The following is a 22,647-nucleotide window of genomic DNA, read 5'->3' on the forward strand; positions in this document are numbered from 1 at the left end:
GATGCTTAACGGCAGTTTGCGCAAAAGCGCTGAATCCGGTTACAAGCCTCTTCCAGCAACTTTTCAGATGTCGCATAGGAGATGCGGAAGTTGGGGCCGAGACCGAAGGCTGAGCCATGAACCACTGCAACGCCTTCCGTTTCCAAAAGCTCGGTCACGAAATCCTCATCCGTCTCGATAACCTTGCCGGATGGCGCGGTCTTGCCGATCAGGCCGGCGCAGGACGGGTAGACGTAGAACGCACCCTCCGGCATCGGGCAAGTGATGCCCTTGGCCTGGTTCAGCATCGAAACAACCAGATCACGGCGGCCTTCGAAGATTTTCTTGTTGGCCGGGATGAAGTCCTGCGTACCGTTCAGCGCTTCCACAGCCGCCCATTGCGCGATGGATGTCGCACCGGAGGTCTGCTGGCCCTGGATCATATCCATGGCCTTGATCAGCTGCAACGGGCCAGCCGCATAACCAATACGCCAGCCGGTCATCGCATAGGCCTTGGAAACGCCGTTCATGGTCAACGTGCGGTCATAGAGCGAAGGCTCCACTTCCACCGGCGTGACGAACTTGAAGTCACCATAGGTCAGATGCTCATACATGTCGTCTGTCAAAACCCAGACATGCGGGTGCTTTACCAACACATCCGTCAGCGCCTTCAACTCGTCGTGGCTGTAGGCAGCACCGGAAGGGTTGGATGGCGAGTTGAAGAGGAACCACTTGGTCTTCGGTGTGATCGCCTTTTCCAGCTCCGCCGCCGTCAGCTTGAAGTTGCCTTCCAGCGTGGTGTGAACGAAAACCGGCGTACCACCGCAGATCGATACCATTTCCGGGTAGCTGACCCAGTAAGGTGTTGGAATAACAACTTCGTCGCCAGGGTTAAGCGTCGCCATGAAGGCGTTGAAAAGAATCTGCTTTCCACCCGTCCCGACAATCGTCTGCTCGGGCTTGTAGTCCAGACCATTTTCGCGCTTGAACTTTTCGGCAATCGCTTTGCGCAACTCGGGAATGCCCGAAACAGGCGTGTATTTCGTTTTGCCAGCATTGATAGCGGCAATCGCGGCTTCCTTGATGTTGTCGGGCGTATCGAAATCCGGCTCGCCTGCACCGAGGCCAATCACATCACGACCCTGAGCCTGCAACTCACGGGCTTTTTGGGAAACGGCGATGGTGGCGGAGGGCTTTACGCGGGAGAGAATGTCGGCAAGGAAGGCCATTTTTATCGGTCCTGTTGAAATTGACATCGGCAGAAGCTTGCGACTGTCGCCTTCTGCGCAAAGTGGTATGTCGAAAGACGTACCGGGTTTCAAGGGCACATGCCATGAAAACATTACCATCAGCGTACTTTAAACATCGCTTAACTAGCCCGTAACGCTTTGTGTGTTATGGTGCCCCGTAGACATGATTTCCCGGACAGAACGCCGTGGCACCAAAAAGCATTTTTGCAAATCTGATGCGAGAATCCGACGGCTCCTGGTCTACGACCTATGGCGGGTTCACCCTGAAATCTGCGCTCCAACCCATCTTCCGCCGCCTCTCCAATGGACGCCTCGACATCGATTCCTTCGAAGGTCTCGTGCGGCCCTATCAAGGTTCAGAACTCATCCCGCCAGCACAGTTGTTTCGTCAGGTCCCTGGTGATGACATCGAGGCGATCGACAGCATTCTACGCACCATCCATATTCTCAACACCGGCGCGCTAGAGCGGTCACGTACGCGGATCTTCGTCAACTTCCATCCAGGCCTGTTTCGCACCCCGAGCAAGATGCGCCAGGAAGTCGAGCGCATGCGCCTGTCCGCGCATGAAGCGGGCATGACCCCGGACCGTATTGTCTGCGAGATTGCCGAGAAGAATGCCGATACCACGCTCGTCTCGGATTTTGCCGACCACATGCGTGCCATGGGCTTTCGTGTTGCCATCGCAGATTTTGGCGCGGGCGTTTCCGACATCGAGCGCGTCAAGTTGATGAAGCCTGACTATGTGAAATTCGAAGCGGCCTGGGCACGGCAGTTCATGCGCAATTCCGCCGGTGCCGCCCTCCTTCGCTATATTGTCAAGCAATTCGCGAAGGAAAATATCGAACCGGTGTTCGAGGCCCTGGAGGATGAAAGGGAAATCGAGCTTTGCGTGGACCTTGGCGTGGCGCTGATGCAGGGCTATGCACTTGCAAGACCTGAGCTGGCACCCACCACCTTCAACGAGCGTTTTCCTGAAGCTTTCGGCCCGCCTCGCCTCCAGCCGGAACATGAAACACGCCTTAATGCCGGGCGCGCAGCACCAGCGGCGAAACCGGTTAGAACCTTCGGAAAACGTGGAATTTGACGGCGTTAACATCGTGTTAACCGATGCCTTGATATCGCCTCAATAAATGCGCCGAACTGTCTGATTTCGGTCCACTTGGCGTCCATTTCAAAAGCTCTTTTAAGCATGTCGCGCAGAACTGTGCCACGCTCTTTCAATATCGGCACTGCAAACGTGCAAAGGACCGGGACAATGCTTCTCAATAATCGGAATTCGGATGCCCGACTGAGAACGCAGCGCGCCCTTTTCTCGCTGTGGATGGCGCTGGCTGCCGTGATCGTCATCATCACTATGGCGGCAGGATTGGCCACCACATCGCATGCCGCCGATATCGATTATATCAAGACTTCGGCCATTGCCTCGGCGCCCATTTCCAAGGCTTCGGATCGAATTCTCGTCATCGGGCTGGTGATCGCGGGCTTCGTCACCATGGCAGTTGGCGGACTGATTGTGACCTTCAACAGCATTCGCGAAACATCGTGGCGCCACCGTCGTCACTGACACGAGAACAGGTCCTGTCTCTCAGGGTTGCTGTTCTTGCCCTTGCCATACCAAGCTGCTAGAGCGTCTCGAAATTCGCATTCGAGACCACGCGCGATTGCGTGTGCTTTACCTCTGGTGGTTCCATGACGCGCATTCAAGCCAACCTCGTTCTCTTGCTCGCTGCAGCGATCTGGGGTGGAGGCTTCGTCGCGCAGTCGACCGCCATGGCCAGCATCGGGCCTTTCTGGTTCGTCGGACTTCGCTTCGCCATCGCGGCTCTCGCCGTCCTGCCTTTTGCCATGATGGAAAGCCGACGGATGGGATCGCAGCCCAGCTTTGCTGAAACAAAGACATTCATGCTTGTCGGTGTCGCATTGTTTTTGGGCGCCATTACTCAGCAGATCGGCCTGCTGACCACCACCGTCACCAATTCCAGCTTTTTGACAGCGCTCTACGTCATCTTCGTTCCGGTCATCGCCGTCGTCGTCTACCGCCGCAATCCACACTGGATCGTTTGGCCGGGCGCGCTGATGATGCTGTGCGGCATCTTCCTTCTGTCAGGCGGCGGCATGACGCGGCTGACGACAGGCGACACGCTGAGCATCATCTGCGCGGTTTTCTGGGCCATCCAAATTACGCTCGCGGGACGCTTTGTCATGCAGAGCAATCGTCCGCTTGCACTCTCATGCACGCAGTTTGCCGTCTGCGCCATCCTTAGCATGCTGATCGGCATCTTTATTGAGCCCATCAACTACGCAGCCATTGAGGCATCGATACGGGAAATTCTCTACGTAGGACTTGTCTCGTCAGGCCTTGCCTTCGTGCTTCAGGTTATCGGGCAGCGCTACACGACTGCACCGCAAGCGGCCATTTTTCTGTCGTCAGAAGCCTTGTTCGGCGCGTTGTTTGCCACGATTTTTCTGAATGAAACAATCCCGGCCATCGGATATATCGGCTGCGCCATCATTTTCGCTGCTATACTGCTGGTAGAATTGGTGCCGGAAGTTTTCAAGCGGCGAGACAACCGTGTCATCGCTGAAACATAAACATTCTCCAAACATTTATATGGCAACAGAATTGACTGCCAGCACGCGAAATTAGACGTGAAATTCCACAGGCCGCGATGTTTTCTTTTCTGAACATCGAAAGCACGAGAAAAATTCTGCCAGTCCTGCCGTTAGCCGCTTTCACAGCCGCTGCGAGGCCTCCGCAGGTCTAAAAACTTTTGCTTGCCAATTTTAAATAAACACAGCAATCTGTTGGGGTTCGGGCAAGTTGCGAGCATGGGAAGGCCTATAAAACAAATGCTTCGGGGACATAAAACTCCGAGCGGCGGGGACAAAATAACGTTGATCAGAACGTCAAACAAAGCTTTCCACGCAAGGTCCATTTTCTCAACAAAACTGCCTGCCGTACGCCCTCACGGGCAAAACTGTAATGCTGCCTGGAGCTGAACACGGGCGGAGCGAAAAGGACCTGATGCATGGCCGAGACTGGCACCGTTAAATTCTTCAATACCGACAAGGGCTTCGGCTTCATCAAGCCAGACAATGGTGGCGCCGATATTTTTGTTCACATCTCTGCCGTACAGGCTTCCGGCCTGTCCGCACTATCAGAAAACCAGAAAGTGAGCTTCGACACTGAACCGGATCGTCGTGGCAAGGGACCGAAGGCAGTCAATCTGCAGATTGATGGCTGACCCTGACGGCATTCTTTTCTCGTTGAAGCCCGGCAGGAATGCCGGGTTTTTTTATGCGGCGGTGCACAGATACCTAAGCCTGAAAGCCGATCACGCAGGCTTGGTTTTCTCTTCCTGCCCAGCACCTTTTTGACCAGCGTAAATCCCCTGCAGATAGGGGTTCGTCCTGCGCTCTTCGCCAATCCGCCCGCCTGGACCATGGCCACAAATGAAGCCGACGTCATCGCCTAGAGGCAGAACCTTGTCGCGGATGGATGCCAGCAATTGCTCGTGATTGCCGCCCGGAAGATCGGTACGGCCGATCGACCCTGAGAACAGGACGTCACCGACATGCGCGAAGGCCTGAGCACGATTGTAATAGATCACATGGCCTGGCGCATGACCCGGGCAATGCAGAACTTCGAAATGGTGCTCACCGAATGAGACCACATCGCCGTCATTCAGCCACCTGTCTGAAAGCACGTTCCGGAGGCCGGAAATTCCATAGGTCTGCGCCTGGACTTCGATACGCTCGAGAAGCGGTCTGTCATCTTCGTGCGGACCTATGATCGGCAGCGAAAGCTTCTCCTTCAAGTCCTTGGCCCCCCCGGCATGATCGAGATGACCGTGCGTCAGCCATATTTCTTTCAGCATCACGCCGTTTTCGGTCACCGTCTGGATAATGACATCCACATCGCCGCCGGGATCGACAATCACGCCTTCCTTTGTGTCTTCGTCGAAAAGGATCGTGCAGTTCTGTTGGAACGGCGTTACGGGAATAATGCCCGCCTGTAACTTACCCATGATTTCATCCTTTTCTTCGAAAACAACGGCTGTCTATAAACGGACAAACTCCACGGCACAATCAAACTCGCACGTCTATCATCGCTGACAAACGGGCGGATGGCGCCATCCAAAGCACAACTTTAGCAATCACGGAAATGGGAACAGACCCGTAACTCGTGCGTTCATGCCCCAGTCTTCAAAGGAGTGAGACATATGAACAACAAGTTTAAAGTCATGATCGCCGGTGGTGCGTTTGCGCTGCTGGCCGGATATGCGAATGCGGCCATGGTCGCAACCACCGCATCAGACGTTTCCGTGCGGTCCGGTCCAGGCGAAGACTATCCTGAAGTGGGTCTTGCAACACGCGGCAGTGAGGCTGTGCTTGATGGCTGCATGGACGGCAGCGAATGGTGCCGGATCGAAGTCAACGGCGTGCGCGGTTGGGCCAACGCCGACTATCTGAACGTTATGTACGAGGGCGCACCCGTCATCCTGCGCGAGCGTCGCTCCGAAGTGAACGTCCCCGTTGTGACCTACCAGAAAACATCGGATGTTCAGGCCGAGCCAAACCCAGGTGATCCAAACCTTGGTCGCGTCGGAGAAGTTGATCCGCCAGAGCAGGTCATGACCTATATCGACGCTCACCCCGGTGAAGTCGTCTCCATAGACGGCGATGTTGCGATTGGTGGCATGGTCCCGGCCGATGCGCGCCTGACCAATATTCCAGACTACGAATATCGTTATGTTCGCGTCAACGACCGCGCCGTCCTGGTCGAGCCGAGCACGCGTCGGATCGTCTACGTTTACGAATAATGTTCGTCACCAGCACCAACCAGAAGAGCGCGGTCACACCGCGCTCTTTTTGCGTTGATGGAAAACGGATGCACAATTGCGTTGATATGGGTTCATCAGCATATTATCGAACGCAACAGAAAATGATTGCAAACGTCCTCCCTGCGACATTGTTTTTGGGCTAGTGTCCGCCATCTCGATCTTACCAGTGCCTCGCAGGTGGTGTCAGGGCGGGTGAAGGGGTCGCAGCGCTAGGTGGTGCGAAAGCTTGGTTGCAGTAAAAAGGAACGACAGTGCCTGCCCAATCGATGAAAAAGACTGCCGGCAAACAAAACCCAGCTCTTCCGCATGTCGATGACAGCAAGATCGACTTCGACACGATCGAAGCTTTCTTTTTCGCCTATCGCGATTTCGTGTCCGACCCGGATGTCATCCTGTCCAAACTGGACTATGGCAGAGCCCATCACCGCGTCGTCTATTTCGTGTGCCGCAACCCGGGCATGACCGTCGCCGATCTTCTGGACACGTTGCAGATCACCAAGCAGAGCTTGGCCCGTGTCCTAAAGCAATTGATCGATGACGGTTATATTCGCCAGATGGCAGGCCCGGAAGATCGTCGGCAGCGCAGGCTCTATCCTACATTGACGGGGCGTGAACTGGCGTTGGCTCTGAGCGATCCGCAATCCCGACGTATCGATCGCGCCCTGCAAGGGATGCAGCCGGAGGCACGTGCATCCGTCAGAGAATTTCTGGCGCGGATGCGTGATTCGGTAACGGACAGGCCAGCTGCAAACGACCAGACAACGGAGGCAAAGGAGTAATCATGCAGAATGGCACGACGAAGCAGCCACTGGCCGAAGATGACGCCCCTCACCTTCTTATCGTCGATGACGATGCGCGCATCCGCGCTCTTCTCCAACGCTTTCTCGGCGAAAAGGGCTATCGGATCACAGCCGCTGCCGATGCAGCCGAAGCGCGCCGCAAAATGGAAGGCATCCGTTTTGATCTCCTCATCCTCGATGTCATGATGCCCGGTGAAAATGGACTGTCGCTGACCCGGTCTCTCAACGAAAACAAATCCGTACCCGTCATTCTGCTCACCGCACGCTCGGAAGCCGATTCACGTATCGCAGGCCTAGAGGCCGGTGCGGACGATTATCTGGCAAAGCCCTTCGATCCCCGAGAGCTGGTTCTTCGCATCAACAACATCCTTCGACGCAACGCATCTCCCGATGCCCCGAAGGTGGAGCAGATCATCTTCGGGCCCTACAATTTCTCCGTACCGCGCAAGGAGTTGCGACGGGGGGCTGAGATCATTCGCCTGACGGACCGCGAACAGGACATCATGATGCTGTTTGCCCTGCGTGCGGGCGAGACCATTCCTCGCCACGAACTGGTGGATGCAGACGCTGATGTGGGAGAGCGCACGATTGACGTGCAGATCAACCGCCTTCGCCGAAAGATAGAAGAAGATCCTGCCAACCCGGTTTACTTGCAGACCGTGCGCGGGATCGGCTACCGTCTCAGCGTCGATTAAGCAGACGCCCCCCGAATCGCACAGGCGGAATAATGGCAAACCTCAAGCTCGTGACTGCTTTGAGAAACACGGCACCCTTCCGTGCGTGGCGCTTCTTCACGCGCTGGCTTCGTCACTGGCTGCCGACAGGCCTTTACACCCGCTCGTTGCTCATCATCATCCTGCCCATGGTCCTGCTCCAAGTGGTTGTTGCTGCGGTGTTCATGGAGCGTCACTGGCAACTCGTGACGGAACGGCTGTCTGCCGCTGTGACCCGAGACATCGCTGCAATCATCGAACTGATCCAGACAGACCCGGAGGAAGACGATTATCAGCGTGTTATCCGCATTGCCCGCGAACGGCTGGATCTGAGCGTTTATATCGAACCCAAGTCTGCCTTGCCCGAACCCCGACCTCAGCCCTTTTTCTCGATTCTCGATACCATTCTGGCCGATCAGATCCGTGAGCAAATCGGCAGACCGTTCTGGCTGGATACGTTCGGGAATGGTGCCCTGGTCGAAATTCGTATTCAGCTCGACAACAAGACATTGCGCGTCTTTACACGTCGCAGCCAGGCATACGCCTCAAACACCCATATCTTCCTTGTCTGGATGGGAGGTGCGTCGCTGGTGCTGCTTGGAATATCCATTCTATTTCTGCGCGGGCAGATCAGACCCATTCTGGCGCTGGCCAAAGCCGCTGAAAGCTTTGGTCGAGGTCAGAAAATCACCGCATACTCACCCAGAGGCGCAGATGAAGTGCGCCGAGCCGGCCTCGCCTTCATCCTGATGCGAGAGCGGATCGAGCGACAGATGGAGCAGCGCACCGCCATGCTGAACGGTGTCAGTCACGATCTTCGCACCATCCTCACCCGCTTCAAGCTTCAGCTTGCTCTTGCCAGCGATAATCCCGATCTGGAAGGCCTCGACAAGGACGTGGACGACATGCAGTCGATGCTGGAGGCATACCTTGCCTTTGCGCGCGATGATACGGAGGAAAGCGTGGGCACGCTCGAGCTCAGGCCTCTGCTCGACAAGATGAGCAATGATTTCCAGATGCAGGGAAAAACCCTTCATTACGACTTGCACGGCGTTGAAGAGCTTCACGTCAGACCCGGCGCCTATTCTCGGTTGATCGGTAATCTGGCAGCCAATGCGGCACGTTACGCCAACACGCTGGACATCGAGATTCGAAAGGCGCCCAAATCGATTACGCTGATTTTCGATGATGATGGACCGGGTGTGCCGCCGGAGGCGCGGGAGGACGTATTCAAGCCGTTTTACCGACTGGACGAAGCCCGCAACCTCAACGCGTCCGGAACCGGGCTCGGTCTTTCCATCGTCCGCGATATCGCGCGCAGCCATGGCGGCGACGTGACGCTTGACGACAGCCCTATGGGCGGTTTGCGCGTGATGGTAAAAATTCCAGCCTGACCGTCAGAACAGCACGCGGTTCAACACATCCTCTCGCCATTGGGAACGACCTGCTCGACGCTTGCGAGAACAATGTCGCCGTTCTTGTCGGCAAAACCGAGGGTCAGAACTTCGGAACGGAAAGGGCCGATCTGTCTGGGTGGAAAGTTGACGACACCCAGGACCTGGCGTCCGACGAGGTTTTCCAGCGTGTAGTGGACAGTGATCTGCGCGGATGATTTCTTGACGCCGATCTCGGATCCGAAATCGATTTTAAGCTTGAAAGCAGGCTTGCGCGCTTCGGGAAAAGGCTCGACCTCTATGATCGTGCCGACACGGATATCGACTTTCTCGAAATCAGCGTAGCTGATGTCTCCGCTCATAATGCCAGCTCTTTGGCACGCTTGCATGCCTCGGCAATCGCCTTGTCGAACAAGGGTTGCATACCGTCATCTGCCATCAAAACCGATAGGGCCGCAGCGGTCGTACCACCGGGAGATGTCACGTTCTTGCGCAGGCGCGAAGCCTCTTCGGGGGACTGGTGAAGCAATTCGCCAGCCCCCGCGACGGTTTCCCGTGCAAGACGCATGGCGAGGTCCGCCGGCAGGCCGAGTTTGCGACCTGCCTCTGCCATGCATTCGACGAGATAAAAAACATAGGCCGGACCACTGCCGGACACCGCAGTCACCGCATCGATATCGCCTTCGGTCTCGACCCACTCCACAGGACCGCTGACCTTGAGCAATGTCTCGACAAGGGCACGCTGCGGCTCGGTGACGGATGTGTTGGCGTATGCCCCTGTCACGCCACGGCCAACCATGGCGGGCGTATTCGGCATGGCGCGGATAGACGCGTTTTTGCCGAGATGGGCTTCAATGCCTGCAAGTGTCGTACCCGCTGCGATCGACACGACGACGGTTTGTGGCCCTATAAGCGGCCGCAAGGATGGCAAAACAACATCCATCAACTGCGGCTTGATAGCCAGAAACAAAATCCCGGCGCTGAGACCCTCAGGTGCTTCGGTCAGATGCGTCGCACCGGCGTCAGCGATAACGCTCTTCATTGCGTCCGAGGGGCCAGGATCAATGATAAAAATCGAGGAACCCGTCACGCCCTTCTTCAGCCAGCCCGAAAGAAGCGCGCCGCCCATGTTGCCAGCGCCGATGAGAACGAGCGGACCGGATGCAAGCGATATCATACGATCAAGCTTCCCCGACGGTTTCGAAGAGCGCAGCTTCCATGGCCGACTTGGCTTCCATGCCTGACCATACAACGAACTGGAACGCCTGGAAATATTGCTCGCAGGCCTCAAGCGCACTGGAGAGAAGCACCTCTACCTGCTGGTTCGTCGGCTCTGCACCGCCTGCTAAAAGCAGAGATTGACGGAAAATGACGACATCTTCCTGGCGCCACAAATCGAAATGGCCCATCAGCGTTTGCCCGTTCACATGCGCGAGCAGACGAATGACTTCGTTGACGCGGTGGTCGGCAATCTTGATGTCGAACGCGCAGGCCAGATGCAGCGCCTCGTATTGTTCCATCCACGAGAAAGAGACATGATAATCAGCCCAACGGCCCTCGACCGTCATGGCGATCTCATCTTCGCCGGAGCGCTCAAACGACCAGTCGTTGGACGCGGCAACAAACTCGATCATATCGACCGGATTGGTATGACGCTCGACTTCAAATTCCACTAGGCTCATGCGGCACCTTCTCAGCCGGAAATGAATGTTTTGTCTCGCACGCAAAGGCACAAAAACGCACACGCAAATGCCGGGTTACAATACTTATGGATGATGCCCGACACCGTCAGAATTACGCAGTAAACATGTCTGAAGCTTACGGAGTTCGTTTCGAATCATCATTGAAAATCAGTGTATAACGAGCGAGTCCCCGCGCCACCCCCATCTCCCCGCTTTTGCAATCAGAACTGTGTATATCTCCTCTTACGAAACCTCAGTTGTGAGTCATAACTGACTCTGCCGATTGTGTTTTTTGGGTGTTTCCACAGACGTTAAAAAAAAGTGAATGAAATCGCTTGCTTGCGCCTGTCGAATCCCCACTCCGGCCCAAACTGCTTCGAAACGAGACAAAAACGAGAAATGCCGGACCTTTGGGAAGGCCCGGCATCAGAATCAGCGTCGGTGAAATTGCTTAAGAAGCAGTCGTGGAGGACTTCGCTTCGAGCGCCTCGATCCGTGCCCGCAACGCATCATTTTCGTCGCGAGCCTGAATGGCCATTTCACGCACAGCTTCGAATTCCTCGCGCTTGACCAAATCGAGGCTGTTCAGCCAACGCTCGGCCTGCGCATGAAAAGCGGATTCGACCTCTTTACGCATACCCTGCGCTGCGCCTGCTGCGTCCGTCATCAGCTTTGCGAATTCATCAAAAATGCGGTTGGTTCCGGTCGTCGTCATGGTTCTGCATCCTCGTCAGGTTCTGGAAAGGTCAGTTGCTCTTCCGGGTCATAGATCTCAGGTAGGCACTCACCTGTCGCCTTGCAAGCGAAATAAGGTCGCTACCCCACGCGGAGGCCCTCAAACGCGGCCTTGATTGCGCCTAAGAATCGCCTTGACCATACCTGTTTCAGTCGCCATTTTCGCGCCCGGGAAAAGTGCGAAAGAGGTATGTGGCTGTTAACCAGACCACTCTAGAGTTCTTTGACTTCGACTCAATGACAATGGAATAAGCGAATTGTTTGCACCCCTGGCCCAGTTCTCGATCATGCCGTTTCCCGATATCGATCCGGTGGCGATCCACATTGGCCCGCTTCCAATTCACTGGTACGGGATTGCCTATGTGATCGGCATCATGCTGGGCTGGTACTATGCCCGTCAGTTGAGCCTGTCAGACCGTTTATGGCCCCACGGCAAGTCGCCGGTAACGCCCGTTCATCTTGATGATTTCATCGTTTGGGCAGCAGCCGGTATCGTTCTAGGCGGGCGCATAGGCTACATTCTCTTCTACGATATGGGCGCCATTATCGACAATCCGATCAGGGCCCTGCAAATCTGGAACGGTGGCATGTCCTTCCATGGCGGGCTGATCGGAACCACCGTCGCCATGGTGCTGTTTGCAAGGCGCAACGGTATTCCCGTCTGGAGCATGTTCGACATCATCGCAGCGGTCGCACCGATCGGCCTCTTCTTCGGTCGTATCGCCAACTTCATCAACGGCGAATTGTGGGGCCGTCTGACCGATGTTCCTTGGGCAGTCGTTTTCCCCACAGGTGGCCCCTTCCCCCGCCATCCAAGCCAACTTTACGAAGCGGGACTGGAAGGCATCATTCTCCTTATTGTGCTTGCCATCCTGATTTACGCCTTCAAGGCGTTGAAGAACCCCGGAACAATCACGGGCGTTTTCGTTTGTGGTTATGCGCTGTCTCGTATCTTCGTGGAGTTTTTCCGGGAGCCGGATGCGCAGATCGGCTATCTCGCCGGGAACTGGTTGACGATGGGCATGGTTCTTTCAACACCCATGTTCCTTCTGGGCGTCTGGGCAGTTTTACGGGCGCGCAGCGCCTCGCCAGCATAGGAACCGGGTAACACGATGCCGACACCGCTCGCACGCCGCATCAAATCCCTCATACGCCTCAACGGTCCGATGAGCGTAACCGATTTCTTCGCACTTTGCCTGGCCGACCCGGAGCACGGTTACTACAAGACACGTCAACCCTTCGGCCGCACGGGCGATTTCGTGACCGCGCCCGAGATAAGTCAGCTATTCGGGGAAATGCTCGGCGTCTTCATCGTTCATGCATGGCAGCGGCACGGCACGCTTGCCCCTGTGCGACTGGTGGAGATTGGTCCGGGACGCGGCACCATGATGGCCGATATGCTGCGCGTCATCCAGCGTATCGCGCCACCGCTCTATGAAAGCATGACTGTGCATCTGGTAGAAACCAGCCCGCGATTAACGGAAACGCAGCAGCACACACTTGCCATTCACGGAGACAAGATTGCCTGGCACGAGAGCTTCGATGACGTGCCGCCCGGCTTTTTGCTGATTGCCGCCAACGAATTGTTCGACGCCATCCCCATCCGTCAGTTCGTCAAGACGCCGCAGGGCTTTCGTGAACGTGTGGTGGCGATGGATGCCGACGACGGGCTCATCTTCACCGCCGGATTGGCCAGCATCGATCCCAGCCTCCTCCCGCCTCTACCCGAGCGTCAGCCTGTTGGCACGATTTTCGAATATTCGCCGGCGCGTGAAGCTGTGATGGCAGCTATTGCCCAGCGGCTAAAAAGCCAGGGTGGCGTGGCATTGATCATCGACTACGGTTACATCGTTTCAGGTTATGGCGATACGTTACAGGCGTTGCGTATGCACGAGTACGATCCCGTCCTGGCCAATCCCGGCGAAGCCGATCTGACCAGTCATGTCGATTTCGAAAGCCTTATGAAAACCACCGAACAATATGGCGCCCACGTGAATGGCTGCCTGCCGCAAGGAGACTTCCTGTACGGCCTGGGCTTGCGAGAACGCGCAGAAGCGTTGGCCGCGAAGGCTGAACCGGATCAGGCAATCGATATCGCCGAGGCGGTCAGCCGGCTGGCGGGCGAAGGTGCAGGCAAGATGGGCGAACTCTTCAAGGTGCTTGCCGTATCCGGCTCGCCGGTTCATCTGCTGCCGTTCCGCCCGCTGGATTGACAGGGTCACCGGCCTTGGGCCAACATCGGGACAATTCGAAGCAGTCGAATCTGCCGTCTGCACCTTAAAAAAGGTGCGCTTTACCGGAAACACTCGCTCGCGAATACTCGCCTCAAAATCAGCGACATCGCCAAGGATTGATACTGTTATGCAGGACGAAACGTTGCCGCGTCCCCTTCAAAGCCCCCTGCTCGCCGGATCTGCGGGCAAGTCGATCCGCCATGGGTTCTTCACCCGTCACGGCGGTGTCTCTGAAGGCATCTATCGTGGCCTGAATGTCGGGCTGGGATCTCATGACGTGCGCCAATCCGTGTTGGAAAACAGAGAACGCGTTGCGCAGTGGTTCGGACTTTCCGTCGAGAAACTGGCAACAGCTCACCAGATGCATTCGCCCGATGTCGTCGTCGCCGACGAAAATTACAGTGGCGAGCGTCCGGAAGCAGATGCGATAGTGACGGCCACGCCCGGCCTCGTCGTCGGCGTCTTGAGTGCCGATTGCGGACCAATCCTGTTTGCCGACCCGCAGGCCCGCATCGTTGGTGCGGCACATGCGGGTTGGAAGGGCGCTGTCTCAGGCGTCCTGGAAAACACGATTGATGCAATGATCGGCCTTGGTGCCCAGCGCGAACGGATCGTCGCCAGCCTTGGTCCATCGATTAGCCGCGAGAATTATGAGGTAGGGCCCGAGCGTGTCGAAAGCCTGAAAGAGATGAACACCGCAAACACTGCCTATTTCTCGCCCTCATCCAATCCCGGACACGCATTTTTCGACCTCAAGCAACTGACAATAGACCGGCTCACCGCTGCAGGCGTGACGGCGGAAAATCTCGATATCTGCACGTATCCGGATGATGCCAGCTTCTATTCCTATCGACGCACGACACACCGCGGCGAGCCGGATTACGGCAGGCAGATTTCGGCAATCGCAATTCTGGAGAACTGATTATGGCCTTGCACTTCGACGCCGCTGAATTCGAGGCACGCCGCGCCCGCCTGACCGAAAAGATGGCGGAAGAAAAACTTGATGCCATTCTGCTGTTTGCGCAGGAAAGCATGTATTGGCTGACCGGCTACGATACTTTCGGCTATTGCTTTTTCCAGACCTTGGTCGTCAAGGCTGATGGCACGATGACGCTTCTGACCCGCTCGGCTGATCTGCGCCAGGCACGCCAGACGTCGAACATCGAAAACATCGTCATCTGGGTGGACCGTCTCAATGCAGATCCGACGCTCGACCTTAAAAACCTGCTGAGCGACCTCGATCTGCTTGGTTGCCGCATCGGCGTCGAATTCGACACCCACGGCATGACTGGGCGTGTTGCGCGCCTTCTCGATAACCAGCTCGCGAGCTTCGCTCAGGTCATCGATGCATCGGCTGTCGTCAGCGGTCTCAGGCTCGTCAAGAGCACCGCCGAAGTCGCCTACGCGAAACGCGCTGGAGAACTGGCGGATGATGCGCTGGATGCAGCGCTCAAGATTGTCGCGGCAGGGGCAGACGAGGCGGATATTCTCGCTGCCATGCAGGGTGCGGTCTTTGCCGGAGGTGGTGACTATCCCGCCAATGAATTCATCATCGGCTCTGGCCCGGATGCCCTTCTTTGCCGCTACAAGGCCGGTCGCCGCAAACTGGATGCAAAAGACCAATTGACGTTGGAATGGGCGGGCGTCAGCGCGCATTACCATGCGGCCATGATGCGCACCATCGTCATTGGCGAGCCGGAGTTTCGTCACAAGGAACTCTACAACGCCTGCGCTGAAAACATCCGTGCCATCGAAGAGGTCCTGCGCCCCGGCAACACCTTCGGCGATGTGTTCGATGTCCACGCTCGCATCATGGATGAGCGCGGACTGACGCGACACCGCCTCAATGCCTGCGGTTATTCGTTGGGTGCCCGTTTCTCCCCATCGTGGATGGAGCACCAGATGTTCTACGCGGGCAACACGCAGGAAATTTTGCCCAACATGACGCTCTTCGTGCACATGATCATCATGGACAGCGATTCAGGTGCCGCCATGACGCTGGGACAAACATACCTGACAACAGAGGGCGCGCCGGAGTCTCTCTCTCGCCACAACCTGGATTTGCTGATGGTCTAATCTGGATTTGACTCCCATCAAGGTCAAACCGTACATTGCAAAACATCAGAGCTTGTCGGGAGACATCATGAAGGGACATCTGGCATGCGGCGGCTAGGGTTGGTTATCGCAATCCCAAGCCTTGCTCTCGGCTTACCGGCCTGTAACACGACAGATGCGTTGACCCCGCAAGTCGATGTGGGCCACAGCAACGTGCAGTCAACGCCCGTCAACCAAGGCGATCTGGATCAGATGGTAGCAGCGGCAGACCGGTCTCCATCCGGTGTGTCCTCGCAGGTTCCAGCTTACGCACCGCAAAACAACCGCGAGGCGCAGGCACAGGCATTGTCGAGCGGCGCACAATATGGTGAGCCGGTAGCCGCAAAACAGCCAGCGCAGGCGCAACCGCAAACCCAGACAGCCGCCCTGCCCTCCGGCTCGTCAGCAGGCACCATTCGCTTCCTGCCTATTATCGGAGCACCGGTCCAGGCCGTCACACCGCTATCTCGGCAGCTCGGTGCTGAAGCACGGGCAAAGGGACTGACGATCCGCCCCTCGTCTGATACCTCGGCTGAAAACATCCTGAAGGGTTATCTCTCAGCCTTTGCCGATGGATCGAATATCACCATCGTCTATGTCTGGGATGTGCTGGATGCCAACGGCGCGCGCCTTCATCGACTGCAGGGACAGGAAATGGTGCCTGCCAGAGGCAGCGACCCTTGGGCAGCGGTAACCGATGCGGCAATGCAAAAGATCGCCGCCAAAACACTGAACGATTATCAGTCCTGGAAACAGTCCAATCGCGGATAAACAACCTGAACTGGTGGGAAGACCTCTGGAGCGAGGTTAAGTCACAAAGTTTTCATGAAAATTAGGGGTAACACCCTCTGACCTCTTGCATTCACGGGCAACCCCGCTATTAAGGCGCCCATGGCAAAACGGCGTGTCCGGAACCCTTCGGGTCGGGCATTCCTTCCAGTTGAACGACGCGCAGACCCCAGAGAAACCGTCTCTGTTGATCTTAAGCGGTGGCATCAAAACAGGCGGCAACAATGAAGGTTTTCGCAGGCAATTCGAACCGGCATCTGGCCGAAGCGATCTGCAAGTATCTGAATGTCCCTCTCGGAAATGCCACTGTAAAGCGGTTTGCGGACCAGGAAATATTCGTTGAAATCAGCGAAAACGTGCGCGGTGAGGATGTTTTTCTCGTTCAGTCCACATCTTTCCCGGCGAACGACCACCTGATGGAACTGCTGATCATGATCGACGCGATGCGTCGGTCCTCAGCAAAGCGCATTACAGCCGTTCTTCCCTATTTCGGCTACGCCCGCCAGGACCGCAAAGCCGGTCCTCGCACGCCGATTTCCGCCAAACTCGTCGCCAATCTGATCACCGAAGCCGGTGCTGACCGCGTTCTGACGCTCGACCTGCATGCAGGCCAGATTCAGGGCTTCTTTGATATTCCAACCGACAATCTCTTCGCAGCGCCGATTCTGGCGCGCGACGTAAAGGAACACTATGACACCAAGAATGTCATGGTCGTTTCACCTGACGTAGGCGGTGTGGTGCGTGCCAGATCGTTGGCGAAGCGTCTGGACTGTCTGTTGGCTATCGTCGACAAGCGCCGCGACCGTCCCGGTGAATCCGAAGTCATGAACGTGATCGGCGACGTGACTGGCAAAGACTGCCTGCTGATGGATGACATCGTCGATTCCGGCGGCACACTGTGCAATGCCGCTGAAGCGCTTCTCAAGAACGGCGCAACCAGCGTAACAGCTTACATAACCCACGGTGTTCTCTCAGGCGGTGCCGTTGCCCGCGTCGCCTCCTCCAAGCTGCGCGAACTCGTGATCACGGACAGCATTCAGCCAACGACTGCCGTGCAATCCGCGCACAATATCCGCGTCATCACCACGGCTACTCTGCTGGGCGAAGCCATCAATCGTACAGCGATGGAACAATCCGTATCGGGCCTTTTCGATTAAATATTCCGTTTTGAACGGAAATAGAATAAAGAAGCCGGAGCAGAAACTCCGGCTTCTTTTTGTTTTCAAACCATCAGGTGCGCCTCAGAAGAATCCAAGCTTGTTGGGACTATAGGACACCAGCAGATTCTTCGTCTGCTGGTAATGGTCGAGCATCATCTTGTGCGTTTCACGCCCAATGCCCGACTGCTTGTAGCCACCGAAAGCGGCACCGGCTGGATAGGCATGGTAGCAATTGGTCCAGACGCGACCGGCTTCGATGCCCCGCCCTGCGCGATAGGCAAGGTTTGTGTCACGGCTCCACACACCGGCGCCAAGGCCGTAAACCGTGTCATTGGCAATCTCAATAGCCTCATCTACCGTCTTGAAAGTGGTGACGGACACGACCGGGCCGAAGATTTCCTCCTGAAAGACCCGCATCTTGTTGTTGCCTTCAAACACCGTCGGCTGGATGTAGAAACCGTCTTTCAGATTGCCGGAAAGCGATTTCTTGTCGCCGCCGGTCAGCACTTTCGCGCCTTCCTTTTTGCCGATTTCCAGGTAACTCATGATCTTGTCGAACTGCTCCTGTGAGGCCTGAGCACCGATCATGGTTGCAGAGTTCAGCGGATCGTCCTGGCTGATGGCCTCAACGCGTTTAATCGCCTTCTCCATGAAGCGATCGTAGATCGACTCATGCACCAAAGCGCGGGATGGGCATGTGCAGACCTCTCCCTGGTTCAGCGCAAACATCGCAAAACCTTCAAGCGCCTTATCGAGAAACGCGTCATCCTCGTTCATGACATCGGCAAAGAAGATGTTTGGCGACTTGCCGCCAAGTTCAAGCGTAATGTTGGTCACGTTATCGGCCGCATAACGCATGATTTCCTTGCCGACCGAGGTAGACCCGGTAAAGGCGATCTTGGCAATTCGGCTGCTTTGCGCCAACGGTTTGCCAGCTTCCATACCCAAACCATTGACGATATTGACGACGCCTGCTGGCAAAATATCTTCAATCAGTTCCATCACGAGCAGAATAGAGGCTGGTGTCTGCTCGGCAGGCTTCAGCACCACGCAGTTACCGGCAGCCAGCGCCGGCGCCAGCTTCCATGTCGCCATGAGGATCGGGAAATTCCACGGAATGATCTGGCCGACGACGCCAAGTGGCTCATGAAAATGGTATGCCACCGTATCGTTGTCGATTTGGCCAATCGAGCCTTCCTGCGCGCGAATGCAACCAGCAAAATAGCGGAAATGATCGATCGCAAGCGGGATGTCCGCATTGGTCGTTTCACGCAAAGGCTTGCCGTTGTCCCAGGTTTCGGCGCGGGCAATCAGATCAAGATTGTCTTCTATACGCTGTGCGATTTTCAGCAGCATGTTGGAACGTTCGGTCGCGCTCGTCCTGCCCCAAGCGGCACGTGCCTTGTGGGCAGCATCGAGAGCGAATTCGATATCGCTGGCGTCCGAACGGGGCACTTCGCAAATCTTCTGGCCCGTTACGGGCGACAGGTTATCCATGTAGCGACCGGACTTCGGCTCCACCCACTCACCGCCGATGTAATTGCCGTATTTCTGTTTGAACGGCGCTTCACCGGCTTTTTGCTGGACTTGAATGTTCATGCGTTCATCCTCCCTGATGACGGGCGACCCTCGTCGGACCGCGTGGCAGGAAGGTGAGCGCAGAATTCGACGTTTGATAGGGCGCGCGTTCAATACCGCAGTGCACAGTGTTTCACATCTGCGACAGCGCCATCTATGAATGCATCACATTCAGTGAACCGCCAGCTTTTTCATCTTGCGGTGAAGCGTTGCCCGGCTGATTCCAAGAAGAGATGCAGCTTTGGTAATATTCCCATCGGCGCGGGACAGAACCCGACGAAGTGCCGCCCGCTCGGCATCGGCAAGCTCGGTGCCCTTGTCGTGCCGCTCCTCTCGCAGCGCGTCTGACGCCGGAATGCCTGTGGCCAGATTTGCGTCGTCCAGCCGAAGAGCCTGCCTTGCCGCCCGCGTCGCGCCCAAAATGATATCATCCTGATCAACCGCCAGAAGAGACAGCGCCGCTGAGTGGCCGGATGGCACCATGAGGATACGCGCACCGGGGAAAGCCCGCCGGAACAGATTGCCCTCGATACGCTGTGCCGAGTCCCGCACCGCCTGCGTGAGCATCGAAAACGTCAGATCATCGACGTCATCCCTGCAGGTTGAAATATCCAGCGCGCCGGTAACCTGGCCCAGATGATCGCGAATGGGAGCCGTCGTGCAGCAAAGATTGATGTTGGCCGAGAAGAAATGCTGGTCGCGGTAGACGGTCACGCAACGCTCGTCGGCCAGTGCTGTGCCAATGCCGTTGGTACCGACACTGGCCTCACTCCAGACGGCTCCGGACCAAAGACCCAATCGCCGAAAATCCTGATCGTCGGTTGCCGCCCCCCGGCGTTCGAGCGCAACACCGTCTGCATCCGTCAAAAGCAGGCAGCATCCAGCTTTGCCGACACTCAGAAAAATACGGTCCAATTCGTCAGCACTTTCCGCAATCAGGCCAGCGGAAATTTCGCGCGCCCGGCGAAACTCGGCGTCCGCGAGAAAGATCGGCTCGCTGCTTGCCTCCGGTGCGAGGTGATGCATGGTCATGCACCTTCGCCATGACGCGATGATGGGGGAACTTGCCGCAGCCGAGGACTGGCTGGCGGTGTGGTACACATGGTCCGCATGGGCCGTACTGTTGGACATCGTCTCCTCCCGAGATTTATCGGAATGGTGCGCCTGATGTCTCGCGCTTACAATTAAAAAAAACGTTATTTGTGTAGTTGGTCTTCAGCTTGCCAGCGGTAACGCCTCAACGTTCAACTCAACGCGTTCCTCAGGCTCAATGTTCACGATATCATCAATTGTGGCGGCCGGTCCCGGGCGTCCGAAATAAAATCCCTGCACGTGCTTGCATCCTTCTCGACGCAAAAACTCCATATGTTCCATCGTTTCCACCCCTTCAGCTAGAACTGGAATGTTGAGACTGTTGGCGAGAATAAGGGTCGAGCGAACGATGGCCTGGGATTGAAGGTTGGTGGCCAATCCCTCTACGAAGCCCCGATCGATCTTGATCTTATCAAAGGGAAAACTCTGAAGCGTCGAGAGTGATGAATAACCGGTACCGTAATCATCCATGGCAATGCGTACGCCCAGATCCTTGAGACTACGGATCGTCATTAATGCGCGGCGATGGTCGGCTAAAATACCGCTTTCGGTGATCTCCAACTCCAGTCTGCGTGGCTCCAGTCCACTGTTTTCCAGGCTGCGTTTCACTTTCTGGACAAAGTCGGAATCCAAAAGCTGCGAGGGCGCCACATTGACGGCGATGTCGAGCGGGTTTTTCCAGCGCACCGCCTGAAAGCAGGCTTCGCGAAGAACCCATTCTCCCATTTCGATGATGAAGCCTGTCTGCTCGGCAATCGGAATGAACTCTGCCGGCGAGATCAGTCCACGCAGCGGGTGGTTCCATCGCAGCAAAGCCTCGAAACCGACGACCTTTCCAGTTGTCGTATCGTTCTGTTGCTGAAAATAGAGCTCGAATTCGCCTTTGGCGAGCCCCGAACGCATGCTGATCGCAAGCGCGTTGCGCGCACGGGATGCATCATCCATGGATTTGTCATAGAAGTAGATGGTTCCACTGACATCACTTTTGGCGCGGTACATGGCGACATCGGCTTGTGAGATAAGGGCATCGGCATTGTTCACGCCGGCCCCACCAACGGCAATGCCGATGCTTGCGCCCACTGACAAAACCGTCTCATCCCATTCGACAGGCTTGACCATCTCGGCCAGCAGCCGCTTGGCAAACTCAAGCACTGCAGACTTGGAATAATGGCGGTGCAGAACCGCAACAAATTCGTCACCGCCCACACGGGCAACAAACTCGCCCGGCAGGAGAACACCCGTCATCCGATCTGCCAAGGCACGCAGCACCGCATCTCCGGCACTATGTCCGTGAACATCATTGATTTCCTTGAAGCGATTGAGATCAAAAGATAGAAGCGCAATGCGCGCCGTCGGGTCCGCGCTGCGTGTTAACAGGCCGTGCAAATGTTCGTTAAAGGCGGCACGGTTGGGAATGCCAGTCAGCGCATCATGCAGGGACAGATGACGATATCGCGCCACTGCCTGCAAACTGCTTTCCGAATCGATGACATAGGTTGAAAACCCCACGGCCAAAAGTACGAATGTGATCATCACGGCACAGGCGGCCATGACACTCGGCGATACCACCGCAAAGGGTATGGTCGCCGAAGGGTCAAACACGATGGAAATTGCAGCCATCCCAGTGAAGTGGGTGGAGCCGATCGCGAGCACGAAAGATGCCATGCCGCCATATTTGCAGAGCCAGCTGATAGGCCGCACGATCCTGCTCGTGGCCAGCATACCAAAAAAAGCACCCAGAACCATTGACCACATTACGTAGACCTGATCCCAGACAATCGCGCCCTGCACCGTATAGGCAGCCATGCCTGTATAATGCATGCAGGCAATTCCAAGTCCGACGATCAGTCCGCCCGCCTCCACGAAGGCGGTTCGCCCGCCATAGGTCGCAACCGCAAAACCCACCATGGTCGTGCCGATGGCGATCATCAGCGACAATCCCGTCAATCCCGGCAAAAAACCCACGGTTCCAGAGGTTTGAAAACCCAGCATGGCAACGAAATGCGTCGTCCAGATCGTAGCTCCACCGATCGTGCCAGTGAGAAACAACCAGTTGACTCGCTGAATGGCAGCAGATTGTCGTGCCCGCATGAAAAGACGCACCGTCAACAGCGAACCCAGCACACAGATGGTGACTGCGGTCATTGTAAAACGAATGTCATGGTCCACGGCAAGGCAGCTCAGAATTTGGTACATCGGGGTCACGCATCAGTTGAATTGCGCCCAATGTACATGATCCGGGTTTTTAGCGCGTTTACCGACGTGGCTAAGCGGTGATTAAGATTTGCGCTCGGCAACGACT

At 56.2% G+C, this 22,647-nt stretch carries 23 protein-coding genes; 14 read left to right on the forward strand and 9 right to left on the reverse strand.

Annotated elements, in window-relative coordinates; genetic code table 11:
- Positions 1-5: 5 nt before the first annotated feature.
- A complete protein-coding gene (locus tag RMR21_RS10270) occupies positions 6-1,208 on the reverse strand; it encodes a pyridoxal phosphate-dependent aminotransferase (protein ID WP_498667928.1) in 1,203 nt (400 codons plus the stop codon).
- A gap of 206 nt (positions 1,209-1,414) precedes the next feature.
- Here RMR21_RS10270 and RMR21_RS10275 point away from each other — a divergent pair, with 206 nt between their 5' ends.
- The 4 genes from RMR21_RS10275 (at position 1,415) to RMR21_RS10290 (ending at position 4,475) form a co-directional block, all read left to right on the forward strand.
- Positions 1,415-2,314, forward strand: coding sequence for an EAL domain-containing protein (locus RMR21_RS10275; protein WP_498667929.1), 900 nt, complete (start codon positions 1,415-1,417; stop codon positions 2,312-2,314).
- Between the two features lie 171 nt (positions 2,315-2,485).
- Positions 2,486-2,794, forward strand: coding sequence for a hypothetical protein (locus tag RMR21_RS10280; RefSeq protein ID WP_498667930.1), 309 nt, complete (start codon positions 2,486-2,488; stop codon positions 2,792-2,794).
- 125 nt (positions 2,795-2,919) lie between these two features.
- Entirely contained in the window at positions 2,920-3,822 is a 903-nt protein-coding gene (locus RMR21_RS10285; protein ID WP_498667931.1) for a DMT family transporter, read from the forward strand.
- 437 nt (positions 3,823-4,259) lie between these two features.
- Positions 4,260-4,475 (forward strand): cold-shock protein, encoded by a 216-nt coding sequence (locus tag RMR21_RS10290; RefSeq protein WP_042617292.1) that lies wholly within the window; start codon positions 4,260-4,262, stop codon positions 4,473-4,475.
- 90 nt (positions 4,476-4,565) lie between these two features.
- Here RMR21_RS10290 and RMR21_RS10295 read toward each other — a convergent pair whose 3' ends face one another.
- Positions 4,566-5,258: an MBL fold metallo-hydrolase gene (locus tag RMR21_RS10295; protein WP_498667932.1), complete on the reverse strand. Its 693-nt coding sequence runs from the start codon at positions 5,256-5,258 to the stop codon at positions 4,566-4,568.
- Between the two features lie 195 nt (positions 5,259-5,453).
- Here RMR21_RS10295 and RMR21_RS10300 point away from each other — a divergent pair, with 195 nt between their 5' ends.
- From RMR21_RS10300 to RMR21_RS10315, 4 genes are all read left to right on the forward strand, one after another.
- The gene (locus tag RMR21_RS10300; protein WP_498667933.1) at positions 5,454-6,053 is read left to right on the forward strand and encodes a DUF1236 domain-containing protein; all 600 of its coding nucleotides are present in this window, start codon (positions 5,454-5,456) and stop codon (positions 6,051-6,053) included.
- A gap of 272 nt (positions 6,054-6,325) precedes the next feature.
- Complete coding sequence (locus RMR21_RS10305) at positions 6,326-6,853, forward strand: MarR family winged helix-turn-helix transcriptional regulator (protein WP_498667934.1); 528 nt, start codon at positions 6,326-6,328, stop codon at positions 6,851-6,853.
- A gap of 2 nt (positions 6,854-6,855) precedes the next feature.
- Positions 6,856-7,569, forward strand: a complete 714-nt coding sequence (locus tag RMR21_RS10310) for a response regulator (RefSeq protein WP_174153616.1) — start codon at positions 6,856-6,858, stop codon at positions 7,567-7,569.
- 32 nt (positions 7,570-7,601) lie between these two features.
- Complete coding sequence (locus RMR21_RS10315; RefSeq protein ID WP_498667935.1) at positions 7,602-8,981, forward strand: ATP-binding protein; 1,380 nt, start codon at positions 7,602-7,604, stop codon at positions 8,979-8,981.
- 20 nt (positions 8,982-9,001) lie between these two features.
- On the opposite strand, the gene RMR21_RS10320 is transcribed toward RMR21_RS10315, so the two are convergent.
- The 4 genes from RMR21_RS10320 to RMR21_RS10335 form a co-directional block, all read right to left on the reverse strand.
- Positions 9,002-9,343, reverse strand: a complete 342-nt coding sequence (locus RMR21_RS10320) for a tRNA-binding protein (protein WP_498667936.1) — start codon at positions 9,341-9,343, stop codon at positions 9,002-9,004.
- Positions 9,340-10,158, reverse strand: coding sequence for a pyrroline-5-carboxylate reductase (gene proC / locus RMR21_RS10325; RefSeq protein WP_498667937.1), 819 nt, complete (start codon positions 10,156-10,158; stop codon positions 9,340-9,342). The genes RMR21_RS10320 and proC overlap by 4 nt, the downstream gene beginning before the upstream one ends.
- A gap of 4 nt (positions 10,159-10,162) precedes the next feature.
- On the reverse strand, positions 10,163-10,663 hold the full coding sequence (locus RMR21_RS10330) for a type III secretion system chaperone family protein (protein WP_498667938.1): 501 nt from the start codon (positions 10,661-10,663) through the stop codon (positions 10,163-10,165).
- Positions 10,664-11,114: 451 nt separating this feature from the next.
- On the reverse strand, positions 11,115-11,378 hold the full coding sequence (locus RMR21_RS10335) for an accessory factor UbiK family protein (protein ID WP_045228687.1): 264 nt from the start codon (positions 11,376-11,378) through the stop codon (positions 11,115-11,117).
- 307 nt (positions 11,379-11,685) lie between these two features.
- Between RMR21_RS10335 and lgt the strand changes: the two genes are divergently transcribed.
- From lgt to RMR21_RS10365, 6 genes are all read left to right on the forward strand, one after another.
- The gene (gene lgt / locus RMR21_RS10340; RefSeq protein WP_498670131.1) at positions 11,686-12,495 is read left to right on the forward strand and encodes a prolipoprotein diacylglyceryl transferase; all 810 of its coding nucleotides are present in this window, start codon (positions 11,686-11,688) and stop codon (positions 12,493-12,495) included.
- Between the two features lie 15 nt (positions 12,496-12,510).
- The gene (locus tag RMR21_RS10345) at positions 12,511-13,611 is read left to right on the forward strand and encodes a class I SAM-dependent methyltransferase (RefSeq protein WP_498667939.1); all 1,101 of its coding nucleotides are present in this window, start codon (positions 12,511-12,513) and stop codon (positions 13,609-13,611) included.
- Between the two features lie 148 nt (positions 13,612-13,759).
- The gene (gene pgeF / locus RMR21_RS10350) at positions 13,760-14,554 is read left to right on the forward strand and encodes a peptidoglycan editing factor PgeF (protein WP_498667940.1); all 795 of its coding nucleotides are present in this window, start codon (positions 13,760-13,762) and stop codon (positions 14,552-14,554) included.
- Positions 14,555-14,556: 2 nt separating this feature from the next.
- Positions 14,557-15,708 carry a M24 family metallopeptidase gene (locus RMR21_RS10355; protein WP_498667941.1) on the forward strand — a complete coding sequence of 384 codons (1,152 nt, stop codon included), beginning with the start codon at positions 14,557-14,559 and terminating at the stop codon, positions 15,706-15,708.
- 84 nt (positions 15,709-15,792) lie between these two features.
- Entirely contained in the window at positions 15,793-16,497 is a 705-nt protein-coding gene (locus tag RMR21_RS10360) for a hypothetical protein (protein WP_498667942.1), read from the forward strand.
- A 242-nt stretch (positions 16,498-16,739) separates the two neighbouring features.
- Positions 16,740-17,672 (forward strand): ribose-phosphate pyrophosphokinase, encoded by a 933-nt coding sequence (locus tag RMR21_RS10365; RefSeq protein WP_045228682.1) that lies wholly within the window; start codon positions 16,740-16,742, stop codon positions 17,670-17,672.
- An 84-nt stretch (positions 17,673-17,756) separates the two neighbouring features.
- On the opposite strand, the gene exaC is transcribed toward RMR21_RS10365, so the two are convergent.
- The 3 genes from exaC to RMR21_RS10380 form a co-directional block, all read right to left on the reverse strand.
- Positions 17,757-19,274, reverse strand: coding sequence for an acetaldehyde dehydrogenase ExaC (exaC, locus tag RMR21_RS10370; protein ID WP_498667943.1), 1,518 nt, complete (start codon positions 19,272-19,274; stop codon positions 17,757-17,759).
- A 150-nt stretch (positions 19,275-19,424) separates the two neighbouring features.
- Positions 19,425-20,384, reverse strand: a complete 960-nt coding sequence (locus RMR21_RS10375; RefSeq protein WP_498667944.1) for a helix-turn-helix domain-containing protein — start codon at positions 20,382-20,384, stop codon at positions 19,425-19,427.
- An 84-nt stretch (positions 20,385-20,468) separates the two neighbouring features.
- On the reverse strand, positions 20,469-22,541 hold the full coding sequence (locus tag RMR21_RS10380; RefSeq protein WP_498667945.1) for a putative bifunctional diguanylate cyclase/phosphodiesterase: 2,073 nt from the start codon (positions 22,539-22,541) through the stop codon (positions 20,469-20,471).
- Positions 22,542-22,647: the final 106 nt, after the last annotated feature.

It is taken from the genome of Agrobacterium sp. rho-8.1 (genome assembly GCF_033957725.1).
Classification (GTDB): Bacteria; Pseudomonadota; Alphaproteobacteria; order Rhizobiales; family Rhizobiaceae; genus Agrobacterium.